The organism is Candidatus Limnocylindria bacterium (assembly GCA_036523395.1).
GTDB lineage: Bacteria > Chloroflexota > Limnocylindria > P2-11E > P2-11E > CF-39.
The window spans coordinates 31,341-55,450 of sequence record DATDEH010000044.1; the positions used below are offsets into that span (position 1 = coordinate 31,341).

At 65.6% G+C, this 24,110-nt stretch carries 20 protein-coding genes; 8 read left to right on the forward strand and 12 right to left on the reverse strand.

Translation table 11 applies throughout. From position 1 onward, the window contains the following. Window positions 1–324: 324 nt before the first annotated feature. From VI056_05350 to VI056_05365, 4 genes are all read right to left on the reverse strand, one after another. Window positions 325–2,757 (reverse strand): hypothetical protein, encoded by a 2,433-nt coding sequence (locus tag VI056_05350; protein ID HEY6202449.1) that lies wholly within the window; start codon window positions 2,755–2,757, stop codon window positions 325–327. A 24-nt stretch (window positions 2,758–2,781) separates the two neighbouring features. Beyond that, window positions 2,782–6,348 carry a hypothetical protein gene (locus VI056_05355; GenBank protein ID HEY6202450.1) on the reverse strand — a complete coding sequence of 1,189 codons (3,567 nt, stop codon included), beginning with the start codon at window positions 6,346–6,348 and terminating at the stop codon, window positions 2,782–2,784. A gap of 701 nt (window positions 6,349–7,049) precedes the next feature. Then, window positions 7,050–7,271 (reverse strand): YegP family protein, encoded by a 222-nt coding sequence (locus VI056_05360; protein HEY6202451.1) that lies wholly within the window; start codon window positions 7,269–7,271, stop codon window positions 7,050–7,052. Between the two features lie 470 nt (window positions 7,272–7,741). Continuing rightward, window positions 7,742–8,230, reverse strand: a complete 489-nt coding sequence (locus VI056_05365) for a hypothetical protein (GenBank protein HEY6202452.1) — start codon at window positions 8,228–8,230, stop codon at window positions 7,742–7,744. A 383-nt stretch (window positions 8,231–8,613) separates the two neighbouring features. Between VI056_05365 and VI056_05370 the strand changes: the two genes are divergently transcribed. Beyond that, window positions 8,614–9,111, forward strand: a complete 498-nt coding sequence (locus tag VI056_05370) for a hypothetical protein (GenBank protein HEY6202453.1) — start codon at window positions 8,614–8,616, stop codon at window positions 9,109–9,111. On the opposite strand, the gene VI056_05375 is transcribed toward VI056_05370, so the two are convergent. Then, the gene (locus VI056_05375; GenBank protein ID HEY6202454.1) at window positions 9,108–10,961 is read right to left on the reverse strand and encodes an HD domain-containing protein; all 1,854 of its coding nucleotides are present in this window, start codon (window positions 10,959–10,961) and stop codon (window positions 9,108–9,110) included. The two genes, VI056_05370 and VI056_05375, sit on opposite strands and share 4 nt — an antisense overlap. 273 nt (window positions 10,962–11,234) lie before the next feature. Here VI056_05375 and VI056_05380 point away from each other — a divergent pair, with 273 nt between their 5' ends. The 5 genes from VI056_05380 (at window position 11,235) to VI056_05400 (ending at window position 17,380) form a co-directional block, all read left to right on the forward strand. Next, window positions 11,235–11,477: a hypothetical protein gene (locus VI056_05380; protein ID HEY6202455.1), complete on the forward strand. Its 243-nt coding sequence runs from the start codon at window positions 11,235–11,237 to the stop codon at window positions 11,475–11,477. 174 nt (window positions 11,478–11,651) lie between these two features. Continuing rightward, window positions 11,652–12,377, forward strand: coding sequence for a hypothetical protein (locus tag VI056_05385; GenBank protein ID HEY6202456.1), 726 nt, complete (start codon window positions 11,652–11,654; stop codon window positions 12,375–12,377). Then, window positions 12,374–13,993: a coproporphyrinogen-III oxidase family protein gene (locus tag VI056_05390; GenBank protein HEY6202457.1), complete on the forward strand. Its 1,620-nt coding sequence runs from the start codon at window positions 12,374–12,376 to the stop codon at window positions 13,991–13,993. The genes VI056_05385 and VI056_05390 overlap by 4 nt, the downstream gene beginning before the upstream one ends. Further along, the gene (locus VI056_05395; protein ID HEY6202458.1) at window positions 13,974–14,906 is read left to right on the forward strand and encodes a hypothetical protein; all 933 of its coding nucleotides are present in this window, start codon (window positions 13,974–13,976) and stop codon (window positions 14,904–14,906) included. Before VI056_05390 ends, VI056_05395 begins: the two co-directional genes overlap by 20 nt. Continuing rightward, window positions 14,903–17,380 (forward strand): FAD-dependent oxidoreductase, encoded by a 2,478-nt coding sequence (locus VI056_05400; GenBank protein ID HEY6202459.1) that lies wholly within the window; start codon window positions 14,903–14,905, stop codon window positions 17,378–17,380. The genes VI056_05395 and VI056_05400 overlap by 4 nt, the downstream gene beginning before the upstream one ends. A 128-nt stretch (window positions 17,381–17,508) precedes the next feature. On the opposite strand, the gene VI056_05405 is transcribed toward VI056_05400, so the two are convergent. Then, window positions 17,509–17,649 (reverse strand): hypothetical protein, encoded by a 141-nt coding sequence (locus VI056_05405; GenBank protein ID HEY6202460.1) that lies wholly within the window; start codon window positions 17,647–17,649, stop codon window positions 17,509–17,511. Window positions 17,650–18,382: 733 nt separating this feature from the next. On the opposite strand from VI056_05405, the gene VI056_05410 reads away from it, so the two are divergent. Together VI056_05410 and VI056_05415 are read left to right on the forward strand one after the other, a co-directional pair. After that, window positions 18,383–18,535 carry a hypothetical protein gene (locus VI056_05410; GenBank protein HEY6202461.1) on the forward strand — a complete coding sequence of 51 codons (153 nt, stop codon included), beginning with the start codon at window positions 18,383–18,385 and terminating at the stop codon, window positions 18,533–18,535. Beyond that, on the forward strand, window positions 18,532–19,437 hold the full coding sequence (locus tag VI056_05415) for a cupin domain-containing protein (GenBank protein HEY6202462.1): 906 nt from the start codon (window positions 18,532–18,534) through the stop codon (window positions 19,435–19,437). The genes VI056_05410 and VI056_05415 overlap by 4 nt, the downstream gene beginning before the upstream one ends. Before the next feature lie 255 nt (window positions 19,438–19,692). Here VI056_05415 and VI056_05420 read toward each other — a convergent pair whose 3' ends face one another. The 6 genes from VI056_05420 to VI056_05445 all read right to left on the reverse strand — a co-directional run bounded on the left by VI056_05420 (window position 19,693) and on the right by VI056_05445 (window position 24,083). Then, complete coding sequence (locus VI056_05420; protein ID HEY6202463.1) at window positions 19,693–20,988, reverse strand: tyrosinase family protein; 1,296 nt, start codon at window positions 20,986–20,988, stop codon at window positions 19,693–19,695. After that, the gene (locus VI056_05425; protein HEY6202464.1) at window positions 20,975–21,349 is read right to left on the reverse strand and encodes a hypothetical protein; all 375 of its coding nucleotides are present in this window, start codon (window positions 21,347–21,349) and stop codon (window positions 20,975–20,977) included. The genes VI056_05420 and VI056_05425 overlap by 14 nt, the downstream gene beginning before the upstream one ends. A gap of 101 nt (window positions 21,350–21,450) precedes the next feature. Beyond that, entirely contained in the window at window positions 21,451–22,140 is a 690-nt protein-coding gene (locus tag VI056_05430) for a hypothetical protein (protein ID HEY6202465.1), read from the reverse strand. Window positions 22,141–22,143: 3 nt separating this feature from the next. Further along, entirely contained in the window at window positions 22,144–23,085 is a 942-nt protein-coding gene (locus VI056_05435) for a DUF692 family multinuclear iron-containing protein (protein HEY6202466.1), read from the reverse strand. After that, a complete protein-coding gene (locus tag VI056_05440) occupies window positions 23,085–23,336 on the reverse strand; it encodes a hypothetical protein (protein ID HEY6202467.1) in 252 nt (83 codons plus the stop codon). Before VI056_05440 ends, VI056_05435 begins: the two co-directional genes overlap by 1 nt. 93 nt (window positions 23,337–23,429) lie before the next feature. After that, window positions 23,430–24,083, reverse strand: coding sequence for a hypothetical protein (locus VI056_05445; protein ID HEY6202468.1), 654 nt, complete (start codon window positions 24,081–24,083; stop codon window positions 23,430–23,432). Between the last annotated feature and the right edge of the window lie 27 nt (window positions 24,084–24,110).

A 24,110-nucleotide genomic window follows, 5' to 3' on the forward strand; every position in this document is an offset into this window, starting at 1 on the left:
GAGTCGAGAACTGCCGCTCTGCCTATGAGCACAGAGAAGATCAGGAAGAGAGCAGTACTGAGTGACGCCACTACTTGCACCATGATCCCGGCTAGCAGCAGCGCGCCCATCATGGCCTCAGCCGGGGGAAGTCCCATCGCGATCAGCCCGACCGCCCACGACGGTCCGCCCACCAGACGCCGGACGCTGTCGCGCGTCGCCGCTGGCGAAGCCAGCTTTGCCGCTGCGGCGACCAGCCATACGAGACCGATGGCCACTCGGAATACCTCCGCGAGAACCCACCGCAGATCGCTACTGCCGGGTATTAGGTCGTGGGCCATCACGTCAACAAATCCGAGGACAGCCGACCCTGCCCATGACGAAGCCCAGCCACGCGTAGAGCGTGCCCCAGCCTCCCCACGCCACTGCCGCCGCTATGCCGCAGGGAAGGCCACCGAAGATCGCCGCAACGGCGACGAGGATCGGCGCCACCACGGCAATGATCCAGAACAAGATGCAGTGCATCGTCTGCATCAGGCTGCAAGGTGTCAGCGCCGCGCAGAAGATTACCCAGAGAATGAACAGGATCAGCCCGATGGCTCCGATGATCGCGCCAACAATCCAAACCCACGGGACGGCGATGCAGACTCCGATGACCACCACGACCGCGCCGAGCAGCAGCAAGATGATCGCGAGCACGAGGAGGATCGCGCACGGGGAAATCGATCCGCCGCCTCCGCCACCACTGCCGGTCTTCGGCGTCGAGCAGCTCGTCGTCGCTGTCGACGTCATCACCAGACCGGTCTTTCCCTTGACGCCCTTGACGGTCACATTGGCGGTGTCACCCGGGTTGATCGAAAGGCCACTGATTGTCGCGGTCTTCGTCGAAGCGTCGTAGGCGACTGACCCCACGCCCGGCGTCATAGCCGCGCCGCCGCCGATCGAGACGGTGTAATTACTCGCGTCCTCGGCGGAGGTCTTGTCGACGTCCTGATCGAATGTCACCGACACGCTTCCGGCGCCACTCGCCCCAGTCTTGATCGAGCAACTACCCGTGAGCGTCGGCGCGGTTGCGGGCTGAGTGCAGCCAGGTACCGTGACGTCGACTGTTCGCGTGAACGGTGCGCACGAAGACCCGGGCACGCGAACGGTCACCGTCACCGTGTGGGTCTGCGTCGTGCCGGGCGTGGCGTTCGTGAAGGTGAAAGGCTGAGACGAGGTGCCGCCGGCCACGGATGTGCCACCCGGGAACGTCCAGTCAAAGACGAGGTCGCCAGGTGCGTAACTGCCAGGGTCGACAAAGAGGCCGATTTGTACGGCGGCCGTATCGCAGGGGAGCGTCTGGAACTTGTTGGGGCCGAGCGGCGCGGTCGTGTTCGTCACAGTCCATTCGGTTCCCGCGACAACAGGCTTGGGGCATGTGCACGCCGGAACCTGGAACGGCGGAACCGTCGTGGAAGTGGCGTTGCAACTGATCGTCGGCGAGACGCCGCTGATCAGAGCCTGCACTGTGAGTGTGTAGCTTCCGGGTTTGCTTAGATCGACGACGCCACCGGATGCGCCGTTCCCGGACCAACCTGGATCATTCGACTTGATGGAAGGCGTCAACGTCGGACCGAGCGTCGAGTTCTGCGCCTTCCGCGGCACGGGTGGGCTGACCGATTGGTCGAGCCACTCGAGCGACCAGAGATACGCGCTCACAGGAACTGCCGCCTGGCCCGTTTGCCAGCTCAGCGTCGCGTTCAACGTGGCGACGGCGTTGTTGGGCGCACATCCGGTAACCGTCGGCGTCGCCACGACGAAGGTGGGGCAATCAGGCGGGCACGCGGCCGCGGTGAAGCTCAACGCGACCCCAGGACAGTTCTGGAACGGATACAGGAAGGAAAGCGTCGCCTCGTAGTCGCCCGGATCCAGATCGACGACCTGCGGACCCGCGGGGATTTGGGCAGCTGGTCCAACTACCTGGCCGCCCGGGCATCCGAACGACGGACCCGGAACAACCGGTCCGAATGCGCCACCCGCCAGCTTCTGGCGCAGGCTCCACGTTGCTGACGCAGGGCTTGGCGTCGTCGTAACCGTGACGCTGAGCTCGAAGCGACGCTTCTTTCCTTGTCCGGTGACCACGACGCAGCCTTTGTCCGTCGCCGACGCGCCCGAGGCGCTTGGGCAGGTCGGGGCACACTGGACTTTGATCGGCAGCGGGAAGGGACCGCATTCGTTTGGGGGTGGAACGATCCGAAGCCTGGGGACGTAGTTACCAGGTGGGTAGTTGTAGGGCGGCTCGACGTGGTTGAAGACCGTATTCGCCGTGGTCGTGTTATTGGTGACCGTGAAGACCGCTCCGGTCGCGCCCCCATGGTCATAGTCGAAATAGAACTGCGTCGACTGCCCCGGCACGAGACCGATCTGTGCCGATAGGGTGACCGGCTGGAGTGGCGGGTTCCCGATGCACTGACCCTGCGCGGCACTTACGACCGCTCGTACGCACTGCGTGCAGGGCAGCGCCAACGTCTTCGTGTCCCTGCACGCCGGATCCTGGTCGCACCAGGCTTCGACCAGGATCTTGTCCTCGCAGCTGGTCGGCACCGTGACTGGGAGCTCGATGGTAGCGCCCGTCGCGCCGACAGCTGTGGGCGGACTCTGCCCGGTGTGGTCCGTTCTGACGACGACGTTGCCACCAGGACAGTTCGCGAGCAAGACGGCGACTCGGATCGCGATCGGGTTCAGACCCGCGACGATGGAGTCGATGAAGTAGATCTGGACGGAGCAGTTAGGCAACGCCTGTCCTCATGTACGAGAGCCTCACGGTTCGGTGACCGCGAAGTAATAGGTGCTTCCACCGACGACCCGCTCGTTGAGCCGCTGCATCACGTCGAGACGGTACATGTCGCCAGCCCGGGCATCGCGCGCTGGTGTCCAGGTGAACGCCGCGGTCACGCGGGAGTTGCCGGCGAGGCTCAGTGCGAACGTAGGCGCCGCTGACTCTCCCAATACGTAGCAGCGGTCAGGTACCAGCTCCGCGAGCTTGCGCAGCCGATGGATCCCCAGATCCACATCGGCCCGCAGCTCCTTCGGCTCGGAGATCAGCTTGCGGTACTCATCGATATTGCCCTGGAGCGCCTTCCACCACTGACTCCATTGGCGGCGCGCAGGTGGCGGGAGCTTGTCGGTCGTGGTCCGCGTCCAATCTCGCAGCTCGAGCTTCGCGCCCTTGCCCAACCCGCCAAGCATCATCGAAAGCTCGCCCCTGAACGAGCGTCGTTGGAAGATGATTTCGAACCTCGCCTCACGCCTGAAAGGGTTGTGCACATCGAGCATGAATGTCTGCGGCGGCGGACCACCGCCCGCGGGAGGTGTCGGCTTCGTGCCCACAGCGACCACATGCAGGTTGCGATGCGCGGCGTGACGATCACTCATCGTAAGGAGATCAAGAGAGCTCTGAGTTGACGTGAGCTGGTCCAGGGCGGAGATCGTTGTAGCGAACGCCGCCGCGCAAACGTGCACGTGCGTTGCAGGCAAGGCGAGCGGCGTCAGGTCGACATTGAAATCCACCACGCGCGCCATGCGCGCTGTCAGCGCGCCGTTCACGGTCCTGTATGGCGTCGTGAAATCCCCGGCCCACCACTGGCTGCCCGCGAGCCAACCGGCCGGACGATTGGGATTGTCCCCCGCGACGATGTGCGTGGCGTAGTTGGTCGGCAGGACCGGCAACCCGAGCGCGGCATCCGTGATCAGAAGGAGCGTCCTCACATCACCGCTCGCAACCTCGGTCAAGCTGCGGTTGTGCACCTGCACGAAGATCCGATTCGTGGCGGGATCGGTGGTCTCGATGTTCCCCGTGTCGACGTAGTCCCCAACATTGACGGCGAAGTCGAGCAAGTCCGGCGGCGAGCCGACCGCGGGTAGCCCGACGAGGGAAGGGCGTCGCACCTTGATGTCGGCGCTCATCCAATGCCACACGTTGAAGCCCGCTCGAGTCGGATCCTGATGGTTCTCCACCCAGGGGCGCCGGCTTCCTCCCGAGACCCGGCCCGCGTCGGCGGTATTCACGCGCAGGTAGATCTCCGGAGAAGGCAACGCTGCCGCGTCGATCTCGATTTCCCACAGACCCCGGCCGTGCGTGGCGGCGCGGAGCAGGCGTGCCCGAGAGTGCACCGCGAGATCGGTCACGGCTGCCTCGGGAAGCCCTTGCGAGAAGAGCGCCCAGGTCCAGGTTATGGCGCCGGTCTTCTGTCCGCGCCAGACGCCGACATCGCTTCCGACGAAGACGATGCTCGTGTTCGCAGGGTCAACCGCAACCCCGTGACAAGGAACGTTCAGCGTGATGCCCGCCGCATTCAGATTCGTGTCGTTCCAGGTCGTGGCCGCGCCGCCGGCAAAGAAGAAGATGTGCGAGCCGCTACTTCCACCGAGCGCCGCATACACGCTCCCGGTCGCGGCGTCGGCCACCGCGAGCGCGGTAATGACGCGACCTGCGGGCAACCCAGTCGTCGGAAGAGCCGTTATCGAGAAGGGGCCGCCGCTTCCGCCGGTGTCGTCGAACCGCCATACCTGGTTGCGCGTCGAGGCGAACGTGCGCGTTCCGGCTGCGAACGCGATCGCCGTGACGGGACTGGGAGGGGTGCCGCCGCCGGTCCATAGGACGGTCGGTGCGGCATCGTCGAGAACGTCCTGAGTGAGATTGCTCCCACCGGCCGCATACGGATTCGTGCCGGTCGGCAGGGTCACCCACGATGCGCCCCAGTCGCGCGTATACCAGAGGCGATTCGTCCCGAATGCCGCGACGGTCGTTCCCGCGTTGTCGGCTGCGGCAAGTGGTCCGTAGAACCCCGTGCGACTGTCCTCGACGTTGACGGCGGTCTTCTGCGCCAGTGTCGGCGCCGCGCCAGCAGGCGGGAAACCCAGACCGCTCCATGAGAGCGCGCCTGCACCGCCATCGATCGCGACGGAAAGGCCGGGCTGAAAAGTCGGCAGCGTAGCCCCGCCGCTCCACGTTCCCGCACGCACGTACTGCCGCATGACGCGGTACTGATTGTTCGGGTCGATAGTCACCCCCCCGCCGTCGCCACGCGGCGATTCGAACCAGGCCGGCTCGCCGCGGAAACGCACGGTGCCGTTGTCTTGGGAACCCGCCAAGACGACGGCATCTGTGTCGGGCCGCTGCGCGATGTAGTTCATCTCCGTGATCGCGAGCCCAGTGTTGCGAGGTAAGAAGGTGCCGTTGGCCCCCGTGGCTGAGGAGAACGTTCCGCCATCGCACCCGATCCACACCGGTGTCGCGAGCGCATTGCTCGGGAACGCGATCGCGTGACCATCGGCATGGATGTTGAGTCCGCGGTACGTGGCATCGGCCGAGGGCGTCGCAGTGTTGGTGAAGCCGAAGCTTGGGGTCGCCCCACCCGTGCCGGTCAGTCCGCCACGCCAGAGCGAGAGGTTGTATTGACCGCTCGTGAACGTGAAGTCACCAGCGACCCAGACAGAGTCCGCGGTACCCGGCTCGATCTCGACAAAGAGGTCGTACCAACCCTGGCCGCCGGCAACGACCGCGCTGACACCAGCACTGTTCGCCGGCATTCCACTGACTTCGACGAATGCCGTGGTACCCGGCGCGAGGCGGAACAACCGTCCTGCCTGCGTCAGCGCATACACGACCCGCTGGGTGGCGGCTCCTCCCGGAACACGCGTTGCCGCGAGCGTGACCCACTGCCCGGCTGCGGCGACGACACCGGTGAGCTGCGTCCATGTGGTCGTTGAGGGGTCGAGCATCCACACGACGCCGCCCGCATACGCGACGTAGTAGCGACGATCAGCGCCGGTGCTCGCCGCGGCGAGATCAGTTGCGCGCAGGTCGGCCGGAACTGTCGGCGGTGTCAGCGCGGTCCAGGCAACGCCTCCGCCCGCAGGCCGCGTAAAGAGCCCGTTGCTGGCGCTGGCATAGACCGTTGCCGGCGTGTCGGCATCGATGATGACGCGCGAGATCCAGCGACCTGCGAGGTTCGTCGCTTCGAGCGTCCAGGCAGGTGCGCCCCCACCGGTCGGCGGGCCGAAGCGTCGAATTCCGACGCCGAGGTATGAATCCGCTGACTGATTCGACTCGCCCGTGCCGACGTAGATGACATCTGCGGCCGCCGTCGCCCCAAACTGGACCGCGAGTGCTCCGACCGCAAGTGAGTCTGCCTCGGTCGGCTGCGGTGAACCGCTCGCGAAGTAGTCGTCGATCGGTACCCAACTCGCCCCCGAGTCCTCGGTACGCCAGACGCCACCATTAGCGGAGCCGGCGTACACACGCGTGCCGCTCGGTCCGACAGCAAGCGCAGTGATGCGCCCACTGACCGCGGGGTCGGTGGTCGCCTGACCAAATGCAACCACGGTTGGACCGATGGGTGTCCAATTCACGGCCGTCGGCGCAGCACCGGGCGGGGCCGGAGGGGCCTCGCCGCGCCGTTCATCACGTTCGCGCTCGATGCGGTGACGAAGACGTGACGCTTCGAAGTAGATGCCTGTCCTTAGGGCGCCTTTGCGGTCTACTCGCGTCGAGTAGAAGTGCGCAAGGCGCTCGTCCCGCTTGTCTTGTTCTCCGCCAAGCACCCGCCCACCGTCAGCCTTTGCATATCTGGGGGATCGCTTAGTTGAACTCCTCGCGGGACGCTTAGGCGGCCTGGGCATTGAGTGCTTCTCCTCCGGCATCCGTAGCGACGGATATTTTGGGAGACGCTCCTCGAACTCTTGCTGGGATTTCGCGATTACCTCTACACGCCACCCCCGGCGTGAGCTGATCGCGGTCGCACTCATGACGCTCAGACAGGAAGCTCGACAACGTCACAGACGGCCGTTGACCAACCTCGTGCGCAAGAGACTGGACGAAGGCGAGAGTGCTCGCTCTTGCTTTGGGACTCCTCGCATCTTTCGACATGCCGCGTGAACTACTCCCGCCCGCCTCCGGAACGCCGAAGACTTCAGGCCGACCAGCGAGGTCGAGCATCAGTCGGCGCATCGGCGGACACTCGGGGACTCAATACTCATCTACTGCAGCCTTCTTCCACTTCGCAAGAGCCGAACCCCCGTGGACGCTAAGTCAGGTCTTGGTCAATGGCGCCAGCCGCCTCAGTGCGGATGACACGGATGCCGTTCTTCGCTGAGTCCTTGCTGCTGTAAGCCTCGGACTGAGCCACGATTTCGCCCGTTCGTTGCGCGGAAGCGAAAGCGGAATTTGCTGGGGTCGGCTTTGTCCTTAAAGATCTCGAACTGCGCCTTGTCTGCCACGTGAGCCCTCCCCGCCTGGATTTGAGCATCGGTGTACAGCGATGAACGCCGCTTGACAACAGCCTGATGATTCTCGTCCGCTCGCGAGGCGGGCCACGATTCGCGAGAAAACCGGCGGCGGCACCGAACGAGTTAAGTGGCGGCCGCCAAAGTTGAGCGAACGGCCGTTCTACAATGCCAGCTAACCGCTCAGAATTGCAGGAGCCGTGAGCAGGGGTCTCGCTGACTGCCTTCGCTACGACAAGTGGGGGAACCTGCGCTTGATGGATGCGTGCCTTGCTCTGACGGATCAACAGCTCGACTTGCGAGCTACGCCGTCGTCACGCTCGGTGCGCGAGCTGGAGGTGCAGTACCTCCTCGGGACACGCGGCATCGGCCTTCGCGAGTGTACGAAGATGTTCGCGACGGCGAACGCGGAAGACCCAGCTACACCGCGTGCAGCCGCAGCCTCTCAGAGACCAACCGCTGTCGCGGTCGCGCCCATACGCCGATCGGTTGACTAGGCTGCCTCGATCACGACAAGCGCCGATCGTTCGACCCGAGCGCCGAGTTGCCGGTACGTGCGGTCGAGCTCACGCAAGCCGTCGAAGGTCACGCGGGTACGAATGAGGAGGTTCGGGTGGCCGAACAGTTCTTCGACGCGTGACTCCTCGCGGAGGAGGAACAGCGGGAGCTGCTGGAACCTCGGCGCCTCACGGTCGCCCGCGAGGGCCATTCGGCGCACTGCCTCGTCATGGGCCCGAACGCGCTCGTCGAGCTGGGGGCGACGCTCCGGATCGGGCAGGTCGACCAGCAGGTAGGCCTGGTAGAGCGGCGAGATCAGACTGCGTCGGTTCTTGTCCACCAACCCACGATCCTGGAGATTCGTGATCCAGTCGCGCGCACTCTGACGGGTCGCCTCGTAGCCGCGAGCGCGCAGCTTCGACGCCACCTCTGCAGGCTGGGCCCCGCCGTGATCGGCCAGCACGCGGTGGGTCGCGTCGAGCATCGGATAGTTCGGTCGGTTATGGGACCCGCCCAATGTTCCTCCCTGCCGTGGCGACGGAGAAAGATGGTTTCTTCGTCGCAAAACCCATGCACGACGATGATAAATGGCGACCGCCCTAGGGCGGCATGCCACTATTTCGGGGACATCGCCGACCTAGTATTTGTCGACTTGCGACGGTAAGATGGCGTTTGTCCGTCGGTCGAGCAGGCGCGTCGTGGAATGGGTGGTACCGGAATGGCCAATGTGGGCAGTCGTTCCAGGTCTTGGCGCCGAACCTGGTTATCCACACGCTGTGGACAGATGAGCTGCGTCAACTGCCCCGTACACTCGCCGCTTCACGCGGGGGGAGTGGGGGTGGGGGCCACATGGGGAGCGGTGTGCTGATGGCCGAGACGCGCGCGCCGACCGCACCGGAGGCCACGGCCGTGGCGGCATCCGATCTTGCGCGGATCTTGGTCATCGCAGATGAAGCTGCTCAGCAGCAGCAGCCGCTCGCACCCAGAGATCTCAGCGCTTTGTGTTATCTCCTCGGGACTGATCCGGACGCAGAGGTGCTCGGTTGCGCTTATCAGTACCGATTCAGCCCAGGGCCCACGTCCGGAGAATTCGAGATCGACCTTGCCCAACTCGAGGCGTCGGGGTACGCGGAACGGCACTCCCCGCTGACGGTATCCACGCGCGGCCGCGCGTGGCTAGACGAAGCCAGCAGGGCAACCGCTGTCGTGGAACTGCGAGCAATCGCGAAGCGGGTCTTACCGCGGTACTTGGTCGACCGCGATCTTGTCGAACGCAGCGTGCGGCGCAGTCAAGAGATCACGCAGCGTGCGCTTGACCGCGACCTCGCGGAGATGCGCGAGTTGGAGCGGCCCGCCACGACCTAGCTGCGCCGGCTGCCCTCGGTGGGAAATGCCTCTGAGCGCAGCCACTTCCTCAGTTGCTCCGCCGCCTCCTCGAACGATGTGTCCCAACCGCCCGGCTGGGTGGTGACTTCGGCAGGAAAGTTGTTGGCGCCCTGCACCTCCGTCCACAGGCCGCGGAGGATGGGTTCGAGCTTGGCTTTGTACGCATCGTCGCACGCTCGGGCGCGTGCCTCACCTTCTTGGTCCCGGATCAGCCCATGGATCTCCTCGAGGAACTCCGGCGGAACGAAGAACAGGACGACCTGAATCTCCCGCATGTACTCGAGGTGCAGGTCGCGCTTCGTACCGCTCTCCCACTCCACGCCGTGTCTTCGGCGTAGGTGCGGCAGCAGCTCAAGCAGCGAGTACCCGACACGCGCGGATTGTCGAGGCGCCGGCGTATCGCCGGACTTGCGATCGTCGGTGAATGTGACGACCTGGCCGTCGCCACTCCAGAACATCCTCGTGCGGTAGGCGAATTGGTCGACGACGGGTGTGTCTGTCACGTCGGTGATGACGCGACCCGGTGAACGGCCCACCCACTCGATGCCGACTGCGGCCGTGACCGCCTTCATACGCTGGCGCAGGCGGATGCTCCCAGCGCGCCGCAGCTCACGCAGCTCGGTGAGCGCGGCTTCCGGCCACCCCGCGACGCGCAGCGCGCAGCCGATGGGCTCGTACAAGCGGCGTTCGCGCAAACCGGTGTACAAGCGATGCAACAGCGGGTCCGTCTGGTCAATGGAGCCGAGCAGTTCGGCGTCGGTCATCTCGTCGAGGTCAGACGGCGCGGTTCCCGTGTTGGCGCCGGTTTCCGGCGCGCGATCGGTGAGCCGCTGCATCGCGAGGATGAGCATCTCCTGTACCGCGCGGTTCGTGCGGTGGTAGTACATCGCGCGGTAGGCCATGTCGCGGGTGGAGAGCATGCGCTCGACAGCCGGTGCCACGTGCTGCTCGAGCTTGAGAGTCCAACGCGACGCGCCGCCCGGCTCTGGGTCCCCCGACTTCCATGGCTGCTCCGCGTTGGAGTACAGGTACTCACGCTCCGACGCGGAGACCTGTGCCAGGGTGAACGCTGCGATCATCTCTCCGGGCTCGACGCCGATCGGCACGCCGGTGTGAAACGCATCGCGGCGCAAGTAATCAAGGCGGTCCACGTCCACGTCGGCTTTCACGATGCTGCCGAGGAACGTCCAGGGCTCGAGTCCACTGGATGGTTCCTGCGCCTGCGCCAGCGCCGCGACGTTGGCTGCGAGCACCAGCGCCGCCTGGGGGTCGTCGTCTCGAATCTCCGCGAACACTTTGAACAGGAAGAGCTTGATGTCGCGTTGATCGGACTTGATGATCGTCAGGCTGCGCTCCTCGTGGCGCTTGCCGAGCGCGGGCTCGCGCTTCTGATACTCCTCGTGCGTGTGGCTATAAGGCCCGTGCCCTACGTCGTGGAACAGTCCGGCGAACATCACCGCAAGCTTGGTGGCGACACCCAGCCCCGGCCACTCGGGCTGGCGTCCCTCGCGGAGGCGGGCGTTCCGCTTGTGCGCGAGCGTGTCATGGGCTTGTCCGGCGAGCCACATGACACCGACGCTGTGCTCGAACCGCGTGTGCGTTGCGCCAGGAAACACGAGCTCGAGCCCGGAATTCTGGCGGATGGATCGTAGGCGCTGGACGGCGTGCAGATCCATCGCCTGTCGCAGCAAGGGCGGCAGCGAGAGGTGCCCCATCACGGGGTCCTGGTAGCTCCCCCATCCGCGCGGGCGCGGAGTATCGGTGAGACCTTCCCACACCGGGTGGTCACCGAACCCCACGCCGCTGCCCACTACTTGCCCGCTCGTCATCCCTACCCCCAGCTCGCCTTCGCGGACCGAACCGTCGAGCGACGACAGTAATGCTTGGCTTTTCTTGAGGTTGGGGCGTCGCGCCAGGAAGTCTCTCGCGCAGCGCACCGGCAGCCGTGCGTGCCAGTTTGGCTCTCCACGCTCGACTCAGCGCACCGCGTCCGCTGGGCGCGGCCAGCGACAGCCCGAACGTCCGAGCGCTTGACAGTGCTACTACTACTAAAGCGCACTAGACCCAGGTAGCCACCGAGCGTCAGGCGTGCAGGAGGAAGGGTGACGCGCATCGCGGTGATCTCGCCCGGGCGTGCACGTGGTGATCTGGCTGCGGCCTATCGCGACGTTCAGGGCTACATGCCACGTGTGGGGAAGCTGGTCCAAGTCTGCAGCTTGCGTCCGCAGTGGGTGCGCCTCATGGGCGAGGGCATGCGCTTCACACTCGAAGCCGGGACGCTCTCTCGCGCGGAGAAGGAGCTGCTGGCGGTCGCTACCTCACGCGCGGGGGCGTGCGCGTACTGAATGCAAGCCCACAGTTTGTTCCTGCAGGCTGCAGGAACCCGACCAGGAACGATCGCCCAGATCATCCGCGACGGCGATGCGGCCGCCGTTTCGCCCCGCGAGATCGCCCTGATCCGCTACGCCGACCGCCTGACCCGCGCGCCCGCCACATTCGACGGACGTGAGCGTGCGGCGGTGAGCAGGTTCTTGACTGACCAGGGCGAGGTGGTCGAGGCGGCCACGGTCGTCGCGGGCTTCAACTTCGCGAACCGCGTCGCCGACGGGCTGGGTGTGCCGTGCGAGATCCCGGACATGATCGATGGTCATCGCATCGTTGGGCGTCTGGCGCGCTGGGCGGTGAGCACGGCGATGCGCGTCCGGATGAACTTCGCTCCGCTCGACCTTCGGTCTGACGAGCCGGCGGAGGTGCTCGCTACGCTCTCGCACCAGTTGCGTGAGAGCGGCGCCGGCCCGCTCCCCTCCTACTTCGCGCGACTCGCTGTGCGGCCGCACATCCTGGCTGGTCAGGCCGCGCTCACGCGCGCGCTGCTGACCGCCTCGAGCGTGCCCCGACGCCTGCGTTTGGCGATTCAACTCTTAACGGGGACGATCAATGGCGACGGCGAGGCGACCGCGACCGCGGGGGACGCGCTCGGCGGTGCGCCGGAACTCCGTCGGTGCGTCGCTGCGATCCTCCGCGGCGATGCGATCGCTCCTGACGCGATGCGATGGGAGGCCCTGCGAGAGGCGCGGCACTTGGAGTTTGCGCGCGACCTGACGCGCAGCGCCAGCACGACGACTGATGCGCAGGTCCTGCGACTCAAGCAGCTGGGCACGACCGACGTAGAGATTCTCGACCTCGTGCTGCTGACCGCGGCGCAGAACGCGGCCAACCGGCTGAACGTGGCGCTGGCTCGATGAACCCCGCGCGCGCACCCTACGCCCTGCGCCTGCCCAACCCGGGCAAACACCTGTATCCGCCTCCGCTCACCGACATCGAACCCTCGGTCGCGAGCGCGCTCCTCGCAGAGGCGCCGCAAGGCGGGGTTCGCGCCCAGCTGTACATCCACCTTCCCTTCTGCGCCACCATCTGCACGTTCTGCCCGATCTACAAGTTTGAGCTACGAAGTGCCGGCGCCGTCGACACCTACCTCTCCGCGCTGACCACCGAGCTGCGTGACCTGAGTCAGCGCGCGCTCATCCGGGCCCTGCGCGTCGAGAACGTCTACTTCGGCGGCGGCACGCCCTCGGTCGTTCCCGACCATCACCTCGCGGCGCTCGTCGCGCTGATCCGTCGCTCGTTCGACGTGAGTCCCGCGGCGCAGTGGACGTTCGAAGGGCACGTGGGCTCGCTGACAAAGGACAAGCTCCGCTTCGTGCGGTCGCTGGGATTTGATCGCGTGAGCACTGGTGTGCAGACGTTCGATCCCACACTGCGCGCCGCGCTGAACCTGACGCCCACCGAAGCCGACATCCGTCGCTGCGTTGACGACGCGCGCGCGGTCGGGCTGACGCATTTCAACCTCGACCTCATGTACTCGCTGCCGGGCCAGGACGAGCGTGCCTGGGAGCAGGACCTCCGCACGACGGGGGACATCAATCCGCAGGGCGTGGACGTGTACGAGACGGTGGTAGCACACGGCACACAGCTGTACGGGGAGGTTGCGCAGGGTGCGCGGCGGGTCGAGCCCGATCCGCGCCGCCGCGCTGCCCAGTACACCCTCGCCGAGGAGGTCCTCGCTAGCCACGGCTACCGGCAGCGCAACCTCTTCGTCTGGGACCAGCCCGGTTACGAGAATCGACTGCTCGGCCGTCAGAGCGAGCTCCGCGATCAGCATCTGCACATCGTCGGCGCGGGCCTGTCGTCCTACAGCCTGCTGAACGGGCGGCCGTTCATCAACGCGATCGGCCGCAAGCGGTACTTCGATCAAGTCGCCCGCGTTGGCCATGGGATCGCTGCGTACCACGATCCGACCCCGCGGCAACGCATGGAGCGCTTCATGGTCATGTCACTCGAAGACTTCACGATCGACGCACGTCGCTTCACCGCGTCCTTCGGGCAGGACGTAGAGGACGCGTTCGGCGCGCAGCTCGACTCGTTCGCAGACCGCGGCCTCCTCACGGCGAGTGGGGACGGGTACGACCTCACGCCACGAGGGCGCGCCTGGGCATCGACCATGGCGGCCGAGTTCTTCGATGCGCCCGTGATCGCGGAGATCCTGCGCACGCGACTAGCCGGCCGACCGTTCTATCCGCTCACGCACGAAGAGGCGATCGAGTTCCCGCTCTTTGCCCTATTCCATCCGCAGCTGATCTTCCCTGCCAGATCCGACCTGCGGCTGTTCGCCCGCTACCTCTGGTATCTGTTCCGACACGAGCGCGACTGGCTGCGACGGCTCGTGGCCAGTGCTCGAGTGGCTCTCCTCGTGTACGGCCCACCCGATCTCGGCAGGGTGCTGCCCGGCACACGAACCATGCGGCGCGCGCGCCGCGACGCCGATGCGCCGGAGAGCGCACGTGCCGTCCGCCTCAGCTGACGCCGGGGCCGCGGTGGTTCAGATCGGTGCACGACCAGCTCATGCACGGGACGCCTTCGCGCTCGGAGCGCTGATTCTCGCTGGCATCGTTGTCGCGTGGTGGTCCGGTTGGCCCTGGCTGTTCACGAACCTGCTCATCCTCGCCGGTCCACTCCTGTATCTCGTGCGGCAGCCAGCGGTGCGCCGCGGGATTCGATTCGAGTTCGTGCTGCTGCTCGTGTTGCTCGCGGTGGTCGCGTTCGATTCGCTCGCCGAACGGTACGGTGGCTGGCGCGCGCACAGCCTGCTCCCACGACTACCGGCAGAGATTGCGTTCGAGGAAGCACAGTGGACGGCGCTCTACTTCCCGCTAGTGCTTGCCGTCCATCGCCGCTTCTTCGCGCGCGTTGTGCCACCGGTCCGACCCGCCGCTCGCGGCTTGTTGGAAGGAGCGTTCTTCCTTGCCATTGGGACGGCCCTCGCGCCGTTCGCGCAACCGCTCTTCGTCGACTACGTGTACCTCAAGGCGGGTCTCGCGCTTGAGCTGCCCGTCATCGCGCTGGCCATCGCGCTCGATCGGCGCCTCATCGGTGAACTCGTGCGCGTGAGCGCGGCGGCCGCGGCCTTCGTGTTCGTCTACGAACTCCTCGCGCTCGAGCACGGGTACTGGTCGTTCGCTGGGACCTACATCGGCAGTCTCCAGGTCGGGCCGTACGTGTTTCCGTTCGAGGAGCTGTTGTTCCTCGTGGTCTTGAGCGCACCTGCCGTCGTCAGTGCCGCGTTCATCTTCAACGCTGGGCCGCGCCCATGGGAGTTGTGGCACAGCCTTGTCGAGCGCCTCCCCGCGTCGAGTGCGCAGCTGTCAGCGCGTGTCGCCGACGGTGTGCTGCGCGCCAGGGTGATGCGAGCGCGCAGCAGCAGCCGCCTGCCATGACCGGTGCGGACCCGCCCGACCCCGTGTACGTGATCGGCGCTGGACCGGCGGGACTAGCCGCGGCGCTCGCTCTTGCGCGAGGCAGCATCCCCGTGCGCGTCGTTGAGCGCGCGGGCCTGCTGGGTGGCAAGGTCAACAGTCATCGCGCGCAAGACCGCTCGCTCGAGCATGGCGTACACGGCTGGTGGGTCAACTACATCAACTTCGATCAGCTCTTGCGCTGGGCTGACGTTGATCCGTCTGCGGCGCTCGTCGAGGCGAGGTCGAGTACGTTGGTCGAGCCCAACGGCACGCGGCATTCCCTCACAACACTGGCGACGGATCTTCCGAGTCCACTCTTCCTCATCGTGCAGTTCTTTCGTGCCCCGTTCCTGTCGAAGCGCGACTTCTTCAGTCTGTTCTCCTTCTTCATCCACACCTTGGCGTTCGACCATCGCACCGACTACGGGAGGTACGACGATTTCTCCTTCCAGGCGCTGATGGACTTCTGTGGCGTGTCGCCCACTGTTCAGCGTCTGCTGCTCACGCCGTTCATCCTGTCGTTCGACTTCACCACGCCCGACCGCGTATCGGCGGCCTGCGGCCTCAGCGGCTTGCAGCTGTACATGATCCGAGACCAGCGGTCGGCCTTGGCGCGGTGGGCGCGGGGGCTGCCCGCGGAGGTGCTCTTTGCCCCGATCGGTCGAGCGATCGCCGCTCGCGGTGGCGAGCTCCGGTTCGACACCGCACTGCGCAGCGTGCGGGTCGAGGACGGTCGGCTGACGGGCGTGCACCTGTCGGTGAGCGGTGCGCCTGCCGTCGAAGCCGCCTCAGAAGTCGTGCTGGGTCGGGTCCCCACCGCGTCAGTGCCGAGCCAAGGGTTCGTCCCCGTGACCACATCCGGCGGGCCCGTCATGGTCGGGCGTGTCGGCTCGGCGGTGCGCGCCCTGAGCGCGATGTGCACACACCAAGGCTGCACGGTGGCCTGGGATGCGGCCGCGAGCGGGTTCAGCTGCCCCTGTCACGGTGGGCGCTTCGACCAAGCGGGCGCGGTCGTCAATGGACCGCCGACGCGTCCGCTGCGCGCTGTGCGATCGACGGTCGAGGGTCCGGACATCGTTCTGTGGGGTCCATCGGCCCCGCGGGCGGAGCCGTGCTCCGATGTGATCCTGGCGACTGACCTCGCGTCAGCGCAGGCCGTTGTGGCCGAGAGCGTGGACCTGGCGACCCGGTTGCGACACGACATCGGCCACCTCGACACCACACCGGAGCTGATCGTCCGGCTCTGGTTCGATCGCTCCTGCGATCCACTACCGGAGATCGAGTCCGCGTTCACTCCCGAGTTTGCGGTCATCGACAACTTCTTCCGGATCAACAGCTTCGACGCGCAGATCGACGCTGAAGGCACCGTCATCGAGGTGCAAGGCTACCGACCCGACGCGTTGTTTGGAGCCAGTGATGAGACCGTGCTGGACACGGTATTCGCCGATCTCGCGCACATCAGTCACGGGTACCGACGGGAGGCTCTGCGCTCGTACACCATCAATCGCTTCCAGCGACTGTTCACCCGCTACGGACCTGGACAGCATCCCTTCCGGCCCGGGGCGGAGTCGGGCACGCCAGGGCTGTACCTTGCCGGGGACTGGACCCACGACGAGCGTGGCGCATGGATGATGGAACGCGCCGTGGTCTCCGGGTTCCAGGCGGCGAACGCCGTACTCCGGCGGCGCGGGCGCCCGGAGGTTCCGGTCCTGCTCCTTCCCGCCGAGAGCGTCGTCCTGCGCGTGGCCCGTCTGATCGCGCTCGGCATTCGCCTCACCCTGCTACGGAGGTTACCGATGACCGCCGAACCCACCGCACACGAACTCCATCACCACATGGAAGGAGATCACGCCATCTTGGGATGGGTCGCACTGTGCGTGGCGGCCGGGAGCTTCCTCGCGCTGCTGTCGACCGAACTGCGTGGGCTGCTGGCGATCTGGCCCGTGCTGTTCGGGCTCATCGGCGTGTACTTCTTCCTCCACACCGAACCCGACGTGCGCTACCGCTACGGTTCGTGGCTGCGCGCCTGGGCCGACCATGGCACGCTCGATCACCGGCTCATGAACGCAGGTGCGGCCGCCGTCAGCGTCGCGGAACTCGGGCGGGTGCATGGGTACCTCACGGGCGCCTGGTCGGACGCAGCGTTTCCGACCGGTCTCGTGGTTGGGGGCGTGCTCATCCTCAGTCACCACCACGGCGATGCGGTGCTCATCGAACGGCAACACCAGATCATGGGTGCGCTCGGGATACTCACCGGCTTCACGTGGCTGGGAGCGCGGCTGATCCCCTCGCTGCTCGGGCTCAGCTACGCCTGGCCGCTCATCTTTGCCGTCCTCGCGTTCGTGTTCATCACCTACATCGAGCACACGCACGACGCGATCGAGGACGGCCACGATCACGCCGGCGAGCACGCGCACGTGGACGGGACCCCGAGCGCATCGCACGACCACTAGCGGCGCGACGTGTTGGCCACCACAGGCGCTCGACCCGATGGCCGCCAGTCCTCCGGTGCGCCTGGCGACCGGGGGCTTGATCGACGCGCGCGTCGCTCACCGACGCGTCCGGTCGGAGCTCGCCTTCATCACGGCTCGTCCTCGGCGAAGGCACCGTAGTGCAGGTAGAAGCCGCCGAGGCCCAGCATGAGTCGCGCTCCGATACCACGGATCGCGTGCTCGACTGCGCGGAGTTCATCAAAGCGCGCAGTGGGTACCGGGACGGTCATCGATGGCATGTTCGGACCACGGACGTGCAGCGGCGCCCATCCTTCGGCAGCAGGACGACATGCACGTCCGTCGCGATCGCTGCCGCCAAGCCGAAGAGCAGCTCCAACGCGTGCGCACGAGCGTCCGCCGCGGCGGGGCTCATTGCTTCGTCCGCGCCCGACGCGGGGCGACGAAATCCACGTGCGCCGGGGCGGGAATCCGCTGCGCGGCATCTCCGGCCTCATCCGTGATCGAACTAGGCACGACTGCCCGCCTGGCGATCAGCAGTCGGCGCCGACCACCGGCTCGCTTGCTCGTTCGATGAATCCGTCACGTCGCAAGCCGCGTCTAGTGCGACTTGCACGGACGCACTAGCGTGCCGCTCGTGCCACGGACGACGCAGCCTCCGTCCGAGCACGGTGGCCCACCTCGGCGAGGGTTCGCCCCCGAGCCCACGCCCTCGGGCGCGTCCGAGCGAGTGGTCCGCCTGACGCTCGTTCGTCGATGGTCCTGCGAAGGCTGTCATGAACCGATCGCCAAAGGCCAGCCAGCCTACGTGCATATCCAGGTCGGCCAGGCGCATAACCGTGTCTATCACGAGCAGTGCGAGCCGCCTCCGCGGCGCTAGGCAAGTTCACCTGCCCCATCGATCACGGCCCGCCGGGCCTGCCTCGGTCCCCCTTGACAGGCGCATAAGTACGCTCTAGTAACACTTGACTTCGTGCTTCTGGGGCGACCTTTGGGGAGGAAGCGATGAGCGCGCGCACGAGTGCCGACGCGGTCGGGTCACGCATTCACCTACTCGATGTCGGCGAGAAGCAGTACGGCGACTCGATCTTCTGTCAGCTAGGCGACAAGCAGATCCTCATCGACGGCGGCCACCTCACGCTGCGAGGTCGACGATGAGGACACTCGGGCTGGCTGAGCTGGTGCATCCGCTGTCCGTGGACACGTTCATGTCTAAGTACTGGCAAAGGAAACCGTACGTGCGCCACGGTTCGCTAGAACGGTTCAAGGAGATTGCCACAATTCCGGCGCTCCGCAGTATTGAAGCAATCTTGGAGGTGTGGCGCGGTACCGCGGAGGCTTGGCCACCGCGGACCACCAAGAATCCAGTCATTACGGCTGAGGCGCGCCAGGTGTCTGACTTTTTCGAAAGCGGATACACGGTCTACTTGTCCCATGTTGAAGAACATGTCCCTGCCCTGAAACCTCTCGCACGCCGTATGGAACGCGACTTGGGCTTGAGAGAGTACGAGGTCTTTTTCGAAGCGTTCGCGGCGAAGGGAGCTGGATCGGCAATTCATTTCGATCCAAACGTCACCATCAACCTTCAGCTAATCGGCGCCAAACAATGGACAGTCGCCGAGAATACGCATCTCAAACATCCGCACGAGGGCTGGAATGTCGGCGCCGACGTCGACGACGAGATGAAGGCCTATTCGCGAATGCCTCTCCCCTCGAAGATGCCGAGAGGCTCCAAGAGCTTTGAAGCCCGACGTGGCACGCTCGTCTATCTGCATCCAGGCTATTGGCATGCGACTGTCAATCACGAGCCGTCTTTGTCGCTTCTCTACACGATCAATCCCCCTTCATGGGCCGACCTGCTTGTCGATGAATTCAAGGCCCGCTTGAACACGATTGATGACGCTCGAGAACTAGCCTTTGGTCTTGGGTCAACTGGGGGACTGGACCAGAAGCGACAACGTCTCAAGAAACTGATCCATGAAGTCTCTATCTCAGCGGATCGGATGAGTCCCGAGAGCCTACTTGCGAAGTGGAAGAAGGCTGCAGTAGATGAGTATTGAGTCCCCGAGTCTCCGCCGATGCGCAGGCGTGTGCATCTCGTAGATCCCGCGTCGCCCAGTACACGTTGCTGCGCTGAGCCCAAAGTCTGCGGATGGCGTGCCGCCCCGCCATCACGCGCTTTGCGGCGGCGATGTCGTCCTCGAGCAACGCGAGCCACGCCGGTGGTCGTGTAGGCGCAGTCGGGTCGATCGCCCCAGTCCTTCTCCGAAGTGGCGTTCTGTCGGCTCGTCGCCCCGGCAGGCGAGCGCGGCTGGTCAGTGGACGTTGACGATCTGTTTAAAGGTTGGCGCAGCCAGCGGGCGGCCGGTCGACGCGGCGATGAGGTCGCCCTCGATCACGTACTGACCGGGAGCTGTGCCGGCTGGGGGCAGGATTGAAAAGAGGAAGAAGGCGATCTGGCCGGGAGCAACGACCGCCTGCGTCGTGCTCGCGTACGTCGTCGCCGAGAGCCAGTTGGAGTTCCATGCCGCGATGGCAGCGTGCGGGCACAGCTGTCCGAGGTTCACCTGTCCCGCCGTGCCTTTGACCCACGAGGTCGCGCCGATGTTTGTGAAGCAGGCCGAGATCTGCGCGAGCTGGCCGGGGCTGACAGTCATCACCGCATTGGGTGGACACGCGTCCGCACTCTGCCCCGGGCTCTCGTCGTCATACATGTACCCCATGCAGTGGTGGTCGAGCGTGCTCGCCGGCGTGATCCCAGGCGCCCCGAGGTCGAACATGGCGTCGTTGAGGCTGTGGCCGGGGGGACCGCCCGCGGCGGGTGCATACGGCACGGTCGGGTGCGTCGCCCGCCACTGGGCCCAGAGACGATCGACGTTGGCGTGGTGCAGGAAGAAGACGGGGTCATTGGGCGAGGTGCCGGGGAGCATGTCGCCGCCGACCCACAGATGGACACGGTTGTGCATCCGCCCGTTGGGCGTCTGATCGCCGGGACGCAAGAGCCAGCCCTCGAGTCGGTTGCGGAAGCTTGGTGCCGAAGTCTGACTCTCACTCCAGGGCAAGCTGTCGTAGGCGCTCTCGCTGAAGCTATTGGTGACATCCAGCACACGCGGCAGCGTCGGCGCGCCCTGCGCGTCGCGGCCGAGGCGGCGGATGATCCCCGGGACCCCGCGAGGGACCAGTGTCATAGACGGCGTCATGACCAGCGCCATCCAGTTCTGAAACGGCCCATTGGCCACGAAGTCGTTGGGTCCGGTGCCATCACCGCCGATGTAATTCGCACTCCAGAGCGGGGCCGCCGCGGGGTTCGGCAGGGCACCATCGGCGGACCAGCTCCAATAGGGAAGCGTCAATCCTGGCGTGACTGTCTGCAGTTGCAGCTCGAGATCGCGCAGGTACCACCGATGCCACGGGCCGAAGGCAGGCCCTCGGTGCGCGCTGTTGCGGAGCGTTCCGGTCTCGTTCGTCATGAGGCTGGCGCGCATCATTGCGTCGTGATGACGGTGAATGAACATGTCGTACGTGCCGTTGGTCTTGAGCGTGTTGAGCGCGCTGGTCAGCCGCGTCACCTCCGCCGGAGTGAGGTTGTAGATGTTCCTACGAACGTCCACGGCCCGCCTTCTTGGTGACGGTGCGCCGACGCTTCGGCTGTGTCTTCGTGTCGAGCATGAGCGTGCTGCCGACTTGCGACGCCAGCGCGCGAGCCAACTCCGTCGCCGACGCGTAGCCGCGGAACGGCAGGAACAGCGAGTGGTACTCGCCGGACGCGATCTTGGCCGCGCCAGGGATCGTTTGGCCATCGATGGTGATCACCACCGCCTCGGCTGATTCCTTCACCGCGACGCGATGGCCATGCGCCGTGAACGTCTTCGGCCCTGAGCTGGCCTGGGGCTTCTTCTGAGCCGCGCCACTCGGCGTCTTCGCCGCTGCGCGTTTCGGCTTCTTCTGAGCTGCGCGCTTTCGCGCCGACATCGCATCTCCCCCGCTGGTCACGTCCCTTGATCGCGGTCCAGTAAGTGCAAGCGATACTAATACCGACCGAAGTGCGACCGCTCGGATTTCAGGCGGTAGTGCTAACGATCGATGAGCGATCGCGCTACGTCGCCTTCTACCTCAGACATCCTGAGCTCATCGCCAGTCGCGTCCAGGGCGACGAAGTAATCGCCAACGGCGGGCACGGAATCCGGGCGTCGCCCCTCAGCCAGCGCTCGAAGCAGGGGCAACGGATCGTGGCGGAAGGGAGTGATGGCGACCCGTGGATGGAGACGCCGGCGACGAACCTCGCTCTCGGTGACGACCGCCGTGGTCGCGGCCAGTGCGTCGACGGCTGCGCGAACGCGTGCCTGCAGCCGATTGGCCGCAAGCTCAAAGGTGAGCACTTCGTCGAGGTACGGATCGCGCAGTTCCTGATCGATCAGGCGCTGACGGAGAAAGCTGGCGAAGCGTTCGGTCTCTGGGCCGAACTGCAGATTGGCGGGGCGGGCGATCGTCCAGAAGAGCTCTGTCTCTCGCATCAGATCGTTGCCGAGCAGCAGGCACGTCAGCGGGAGGTATGAGTAGATCGGGGTCATCCGGTTCACGCGGTGCAGCGTGCAGCTGGTCGACATGCCCGGTTGCAGCGCGACCGCAGCCAAGCGTCGTCGCTCCCGTGCCGAGAGGTCGTAGCTGGCCAGAGCCGCTACGGGGTCGCTGCGCACATGCAGGCACAGCTCGGGCGAGGCGATCATGGTCGTGAGCGCGCGCTGATAGCCGAGAAGGGTCATCGCTCAGGCTCGACGGCACCGCTCCCAGATAGCACGGGCGCGATCGAGCTCGGCGTTGATGCCCGCCGCCTTGAGCAGGGGATAGTACGAGTCGTGGAACTCGAAGGTGATCGCGGCCAGCTGAGGTAGTTGCGGTGCGATCCACTCGAGGAGTTCCCACACCGCCGGCGGACATGGCCCGGCGTGTGAATCCGTGTACATCCCCGCGAGCATGCTGCCACCGGCGATGTGGATCTCGACCACGCGCTCCTTGTCGAGCGCGTCGATGAAGGCGAAAGCGTCGAAGCCATGATTGCGCGCGTTGGCGTAGACGTTGTGGATGTCGAGCAGCAAGCCGCAGCCAGTGCGACGGCCGAGCGCGTTGAGGAACTCCGGCTCGCTCATGTCCTGCTCAGGAACGTCGATGAAATAGACGTTGTTCTCGATCATGAAGGGGGCGGGCACGGCACGCTGCACGCTGGCGATCCGACCGCAGATGAGCTCCAGCACGTCCCAGTCGTACGGTACGGGCACGGCGAGGCCGGCATTGTGATCGTGGCCATCGGCCGCCGTGATCCGAACGAAAGACAGGTGATCGCTGTGCCACGGAAACTGGTACCGGGCCTGCCACGCGGCGATGTGATCCGCGTACGAGAGGTCGAAGTCATCCGCGCTGCCGAGTGACAGACCGATGTTGTGACAGATGATCGGCGCCACTGCATGCACGCGGTCGAGCTCGCGAATCCACCCATCGAGCTCTTCGAAGCGAGGATGAGCGCCGACACCGTGATCGGTCCAGAACATCTCCGGGATCACCTCGACGTAGTCGAAGGTCTCCGGGCGCTCTCGCATGTAGCCTGGCAGCGCCGGGTTGTAGAGCAGCCCGACGCCGAGTGCAGGCAGCGCCGCGAGCCGGTCAACGCCCTGCGCTGCCGAGACAACGGAGCCAGAGTCCGCCACCCCCACTAGGTCCGCCCGATAATCTCCATGCGTTCGAGATCGATCTGCAGCACGTGCTCGAGGCGCTCGCGGACGATCAGCGACTCACCTGACAGACACGCCTGGCAGCCCCGGGGAAGGCGTGCGATGAAGTCGCCCAGGAGCTTGCCACTGATCTTCCCGAACTCGGCTGTCTTGGTTCCGTGCGGGATCACGAGCTCGATCTTGGCGTACTTCTCCGAGTACCCGAGTTCCGCCATGCGCTTGGTCGGCTCCATCGTGTTCTCCCCCCGCGCCGGTAGCGGCGCACACGTCTCAGGAGAGTTTGTACGACCCGTGTCAATCCCCACTTATCCACATCTCAAGTCTTACTAGCAGACCGCTAGATAATCGGCGGTCCGCACCGGGCACCGGAACGGGGCAGATGCGACGACCTGGGTGATGTTCGACGAAGGGCGCACTCCGGGCACAGGCCCGGCCTCTCGACAGAGGTAGTCGCGTGGTCCAGCGGAATCGAGGATCGGCGGACGGGTCGCATCGAAGATGATCACGATACGGTCGTCGGCTGGACGCTGAACCCGTGCTATCGACGGCGTGCGTCCCGACACGATCACACGGAGGCGCAGCTCACCAAACTGGAACGGATTGCGGCCTGCCGACGCATGGGCCTGCGCCTCGATGAAGCTGGCTGCATCGCGGGCGCACATGTGGCTGGCGAGAATCCAAACCTGGATCGTCTGCGCCTTCTCGCGCTGGCCAAGATCCAGCAGAGCAACGCCGAGGTGGGTGCCTTGCTGTATGGCGGAGAGCACAAGCGTCGTGGCGGCCGTCGACGCTTGACGGTCGCACGTCACTGCCGCGCTGCGCGCTACCCGCGCGTGGCGGTTGGGCCAGCGACCCGAATGATGTCGCGTCATGCCTCCGGCGCTGGCCGAGAGCGCCTCGGCCGCCCATCGGCCATAGATCGCAGGACGTTCTTCTGTGCAATCGAGCTGGCATTCGAACCGAGCGACAGCCAAGCGCACGAACGAAGTGGTTCAATCGCTCAAGTG

Bases quoted from the DNA above. Each gene is read 5' to 3' on its own strand.
- VI056_05390 (HEY6202457.1), top strand. From the start codon at position 12,374: ATGAACCCCGCGCGCGCACCCTACGCCCTGCGCCTGCCCAACCCGGGC.
- VI056_05410 (HEY6202461.1), top strand. From the start codon at position 18,383: ATGAGCGCGCGCACGAGTGCCGACGCGGTCGGGTCACGCATTCACCTA.
- VI056_05400 (HEY6202459.1), top strand. From the start codon at position 14,903: ATGACCGGTGCGGACCCGCCCGACCCCGTGTACGTGATCGGCGCTGGA.
- VI056_05360 (HEY6202451.1), bottom strand. From the start codon at position 7,271: ATGCTCAAATCCAGGCGGGGAGGGCTCACGTGGCAGACAAGGCGCAGT.
- VI056_05365 (HEY6202452.1), bottom strand. From the start codon at position 8,230: ATGCTCGACGCGACCCACCGCGTGCTGGCCGATCACGGCGGGGCCCAG.
- VI056_05375 (HEY6202454.1), bottom strand. From the start codon at position 10,961: ATGACGAGCGGGCAAGTAGTGGGCAGCGGCGTGGGGTTCGGTGACCAC.
- VI056_05425 (HEY6202464.1), bottom strand. From the start codon at position 21,349: ATGTCGGCGCGAAAGCGCGCAGCTCAGAAGAAGCCGAAACGCGCAGCG.
- VI056_05370 (HEY6202453.1), top strand. From the start codon at position 8,614: ATGGCCGAGACGCGCGCGCCGACCGCACCGGAGGCCACGGCCGTGGCG.
- VI056_05430 (HEY6202465.1), bottom strand. From the start codon at position 22,140: ATGACCCTTCTCGGCTATCAGCGCGCGCTCACGACCATGATCGCCTCG.
- VI056_05405 (HEY6202460.1), bottom strand. From the start codon at position 17,649: ATGACCGTCCCGGTACCCACTGCGCGCTTTGATGAACTCCGCGCAGTC.
- VI056_05415 (HEY6202462.1), top strand. From the start codon at position 18,532: ATGAGGACACTCGGGCTGGCTGAGCTGGTGCATCCGCTGTCCGTGGAC.
- VI056_05440 (HEY6202467.1), bottom strand. From the start codon at position 23,336: ATGGAGCCGACCAAGCGCATGGCGGAACTCGGGTACTCGGAGAAGTAC.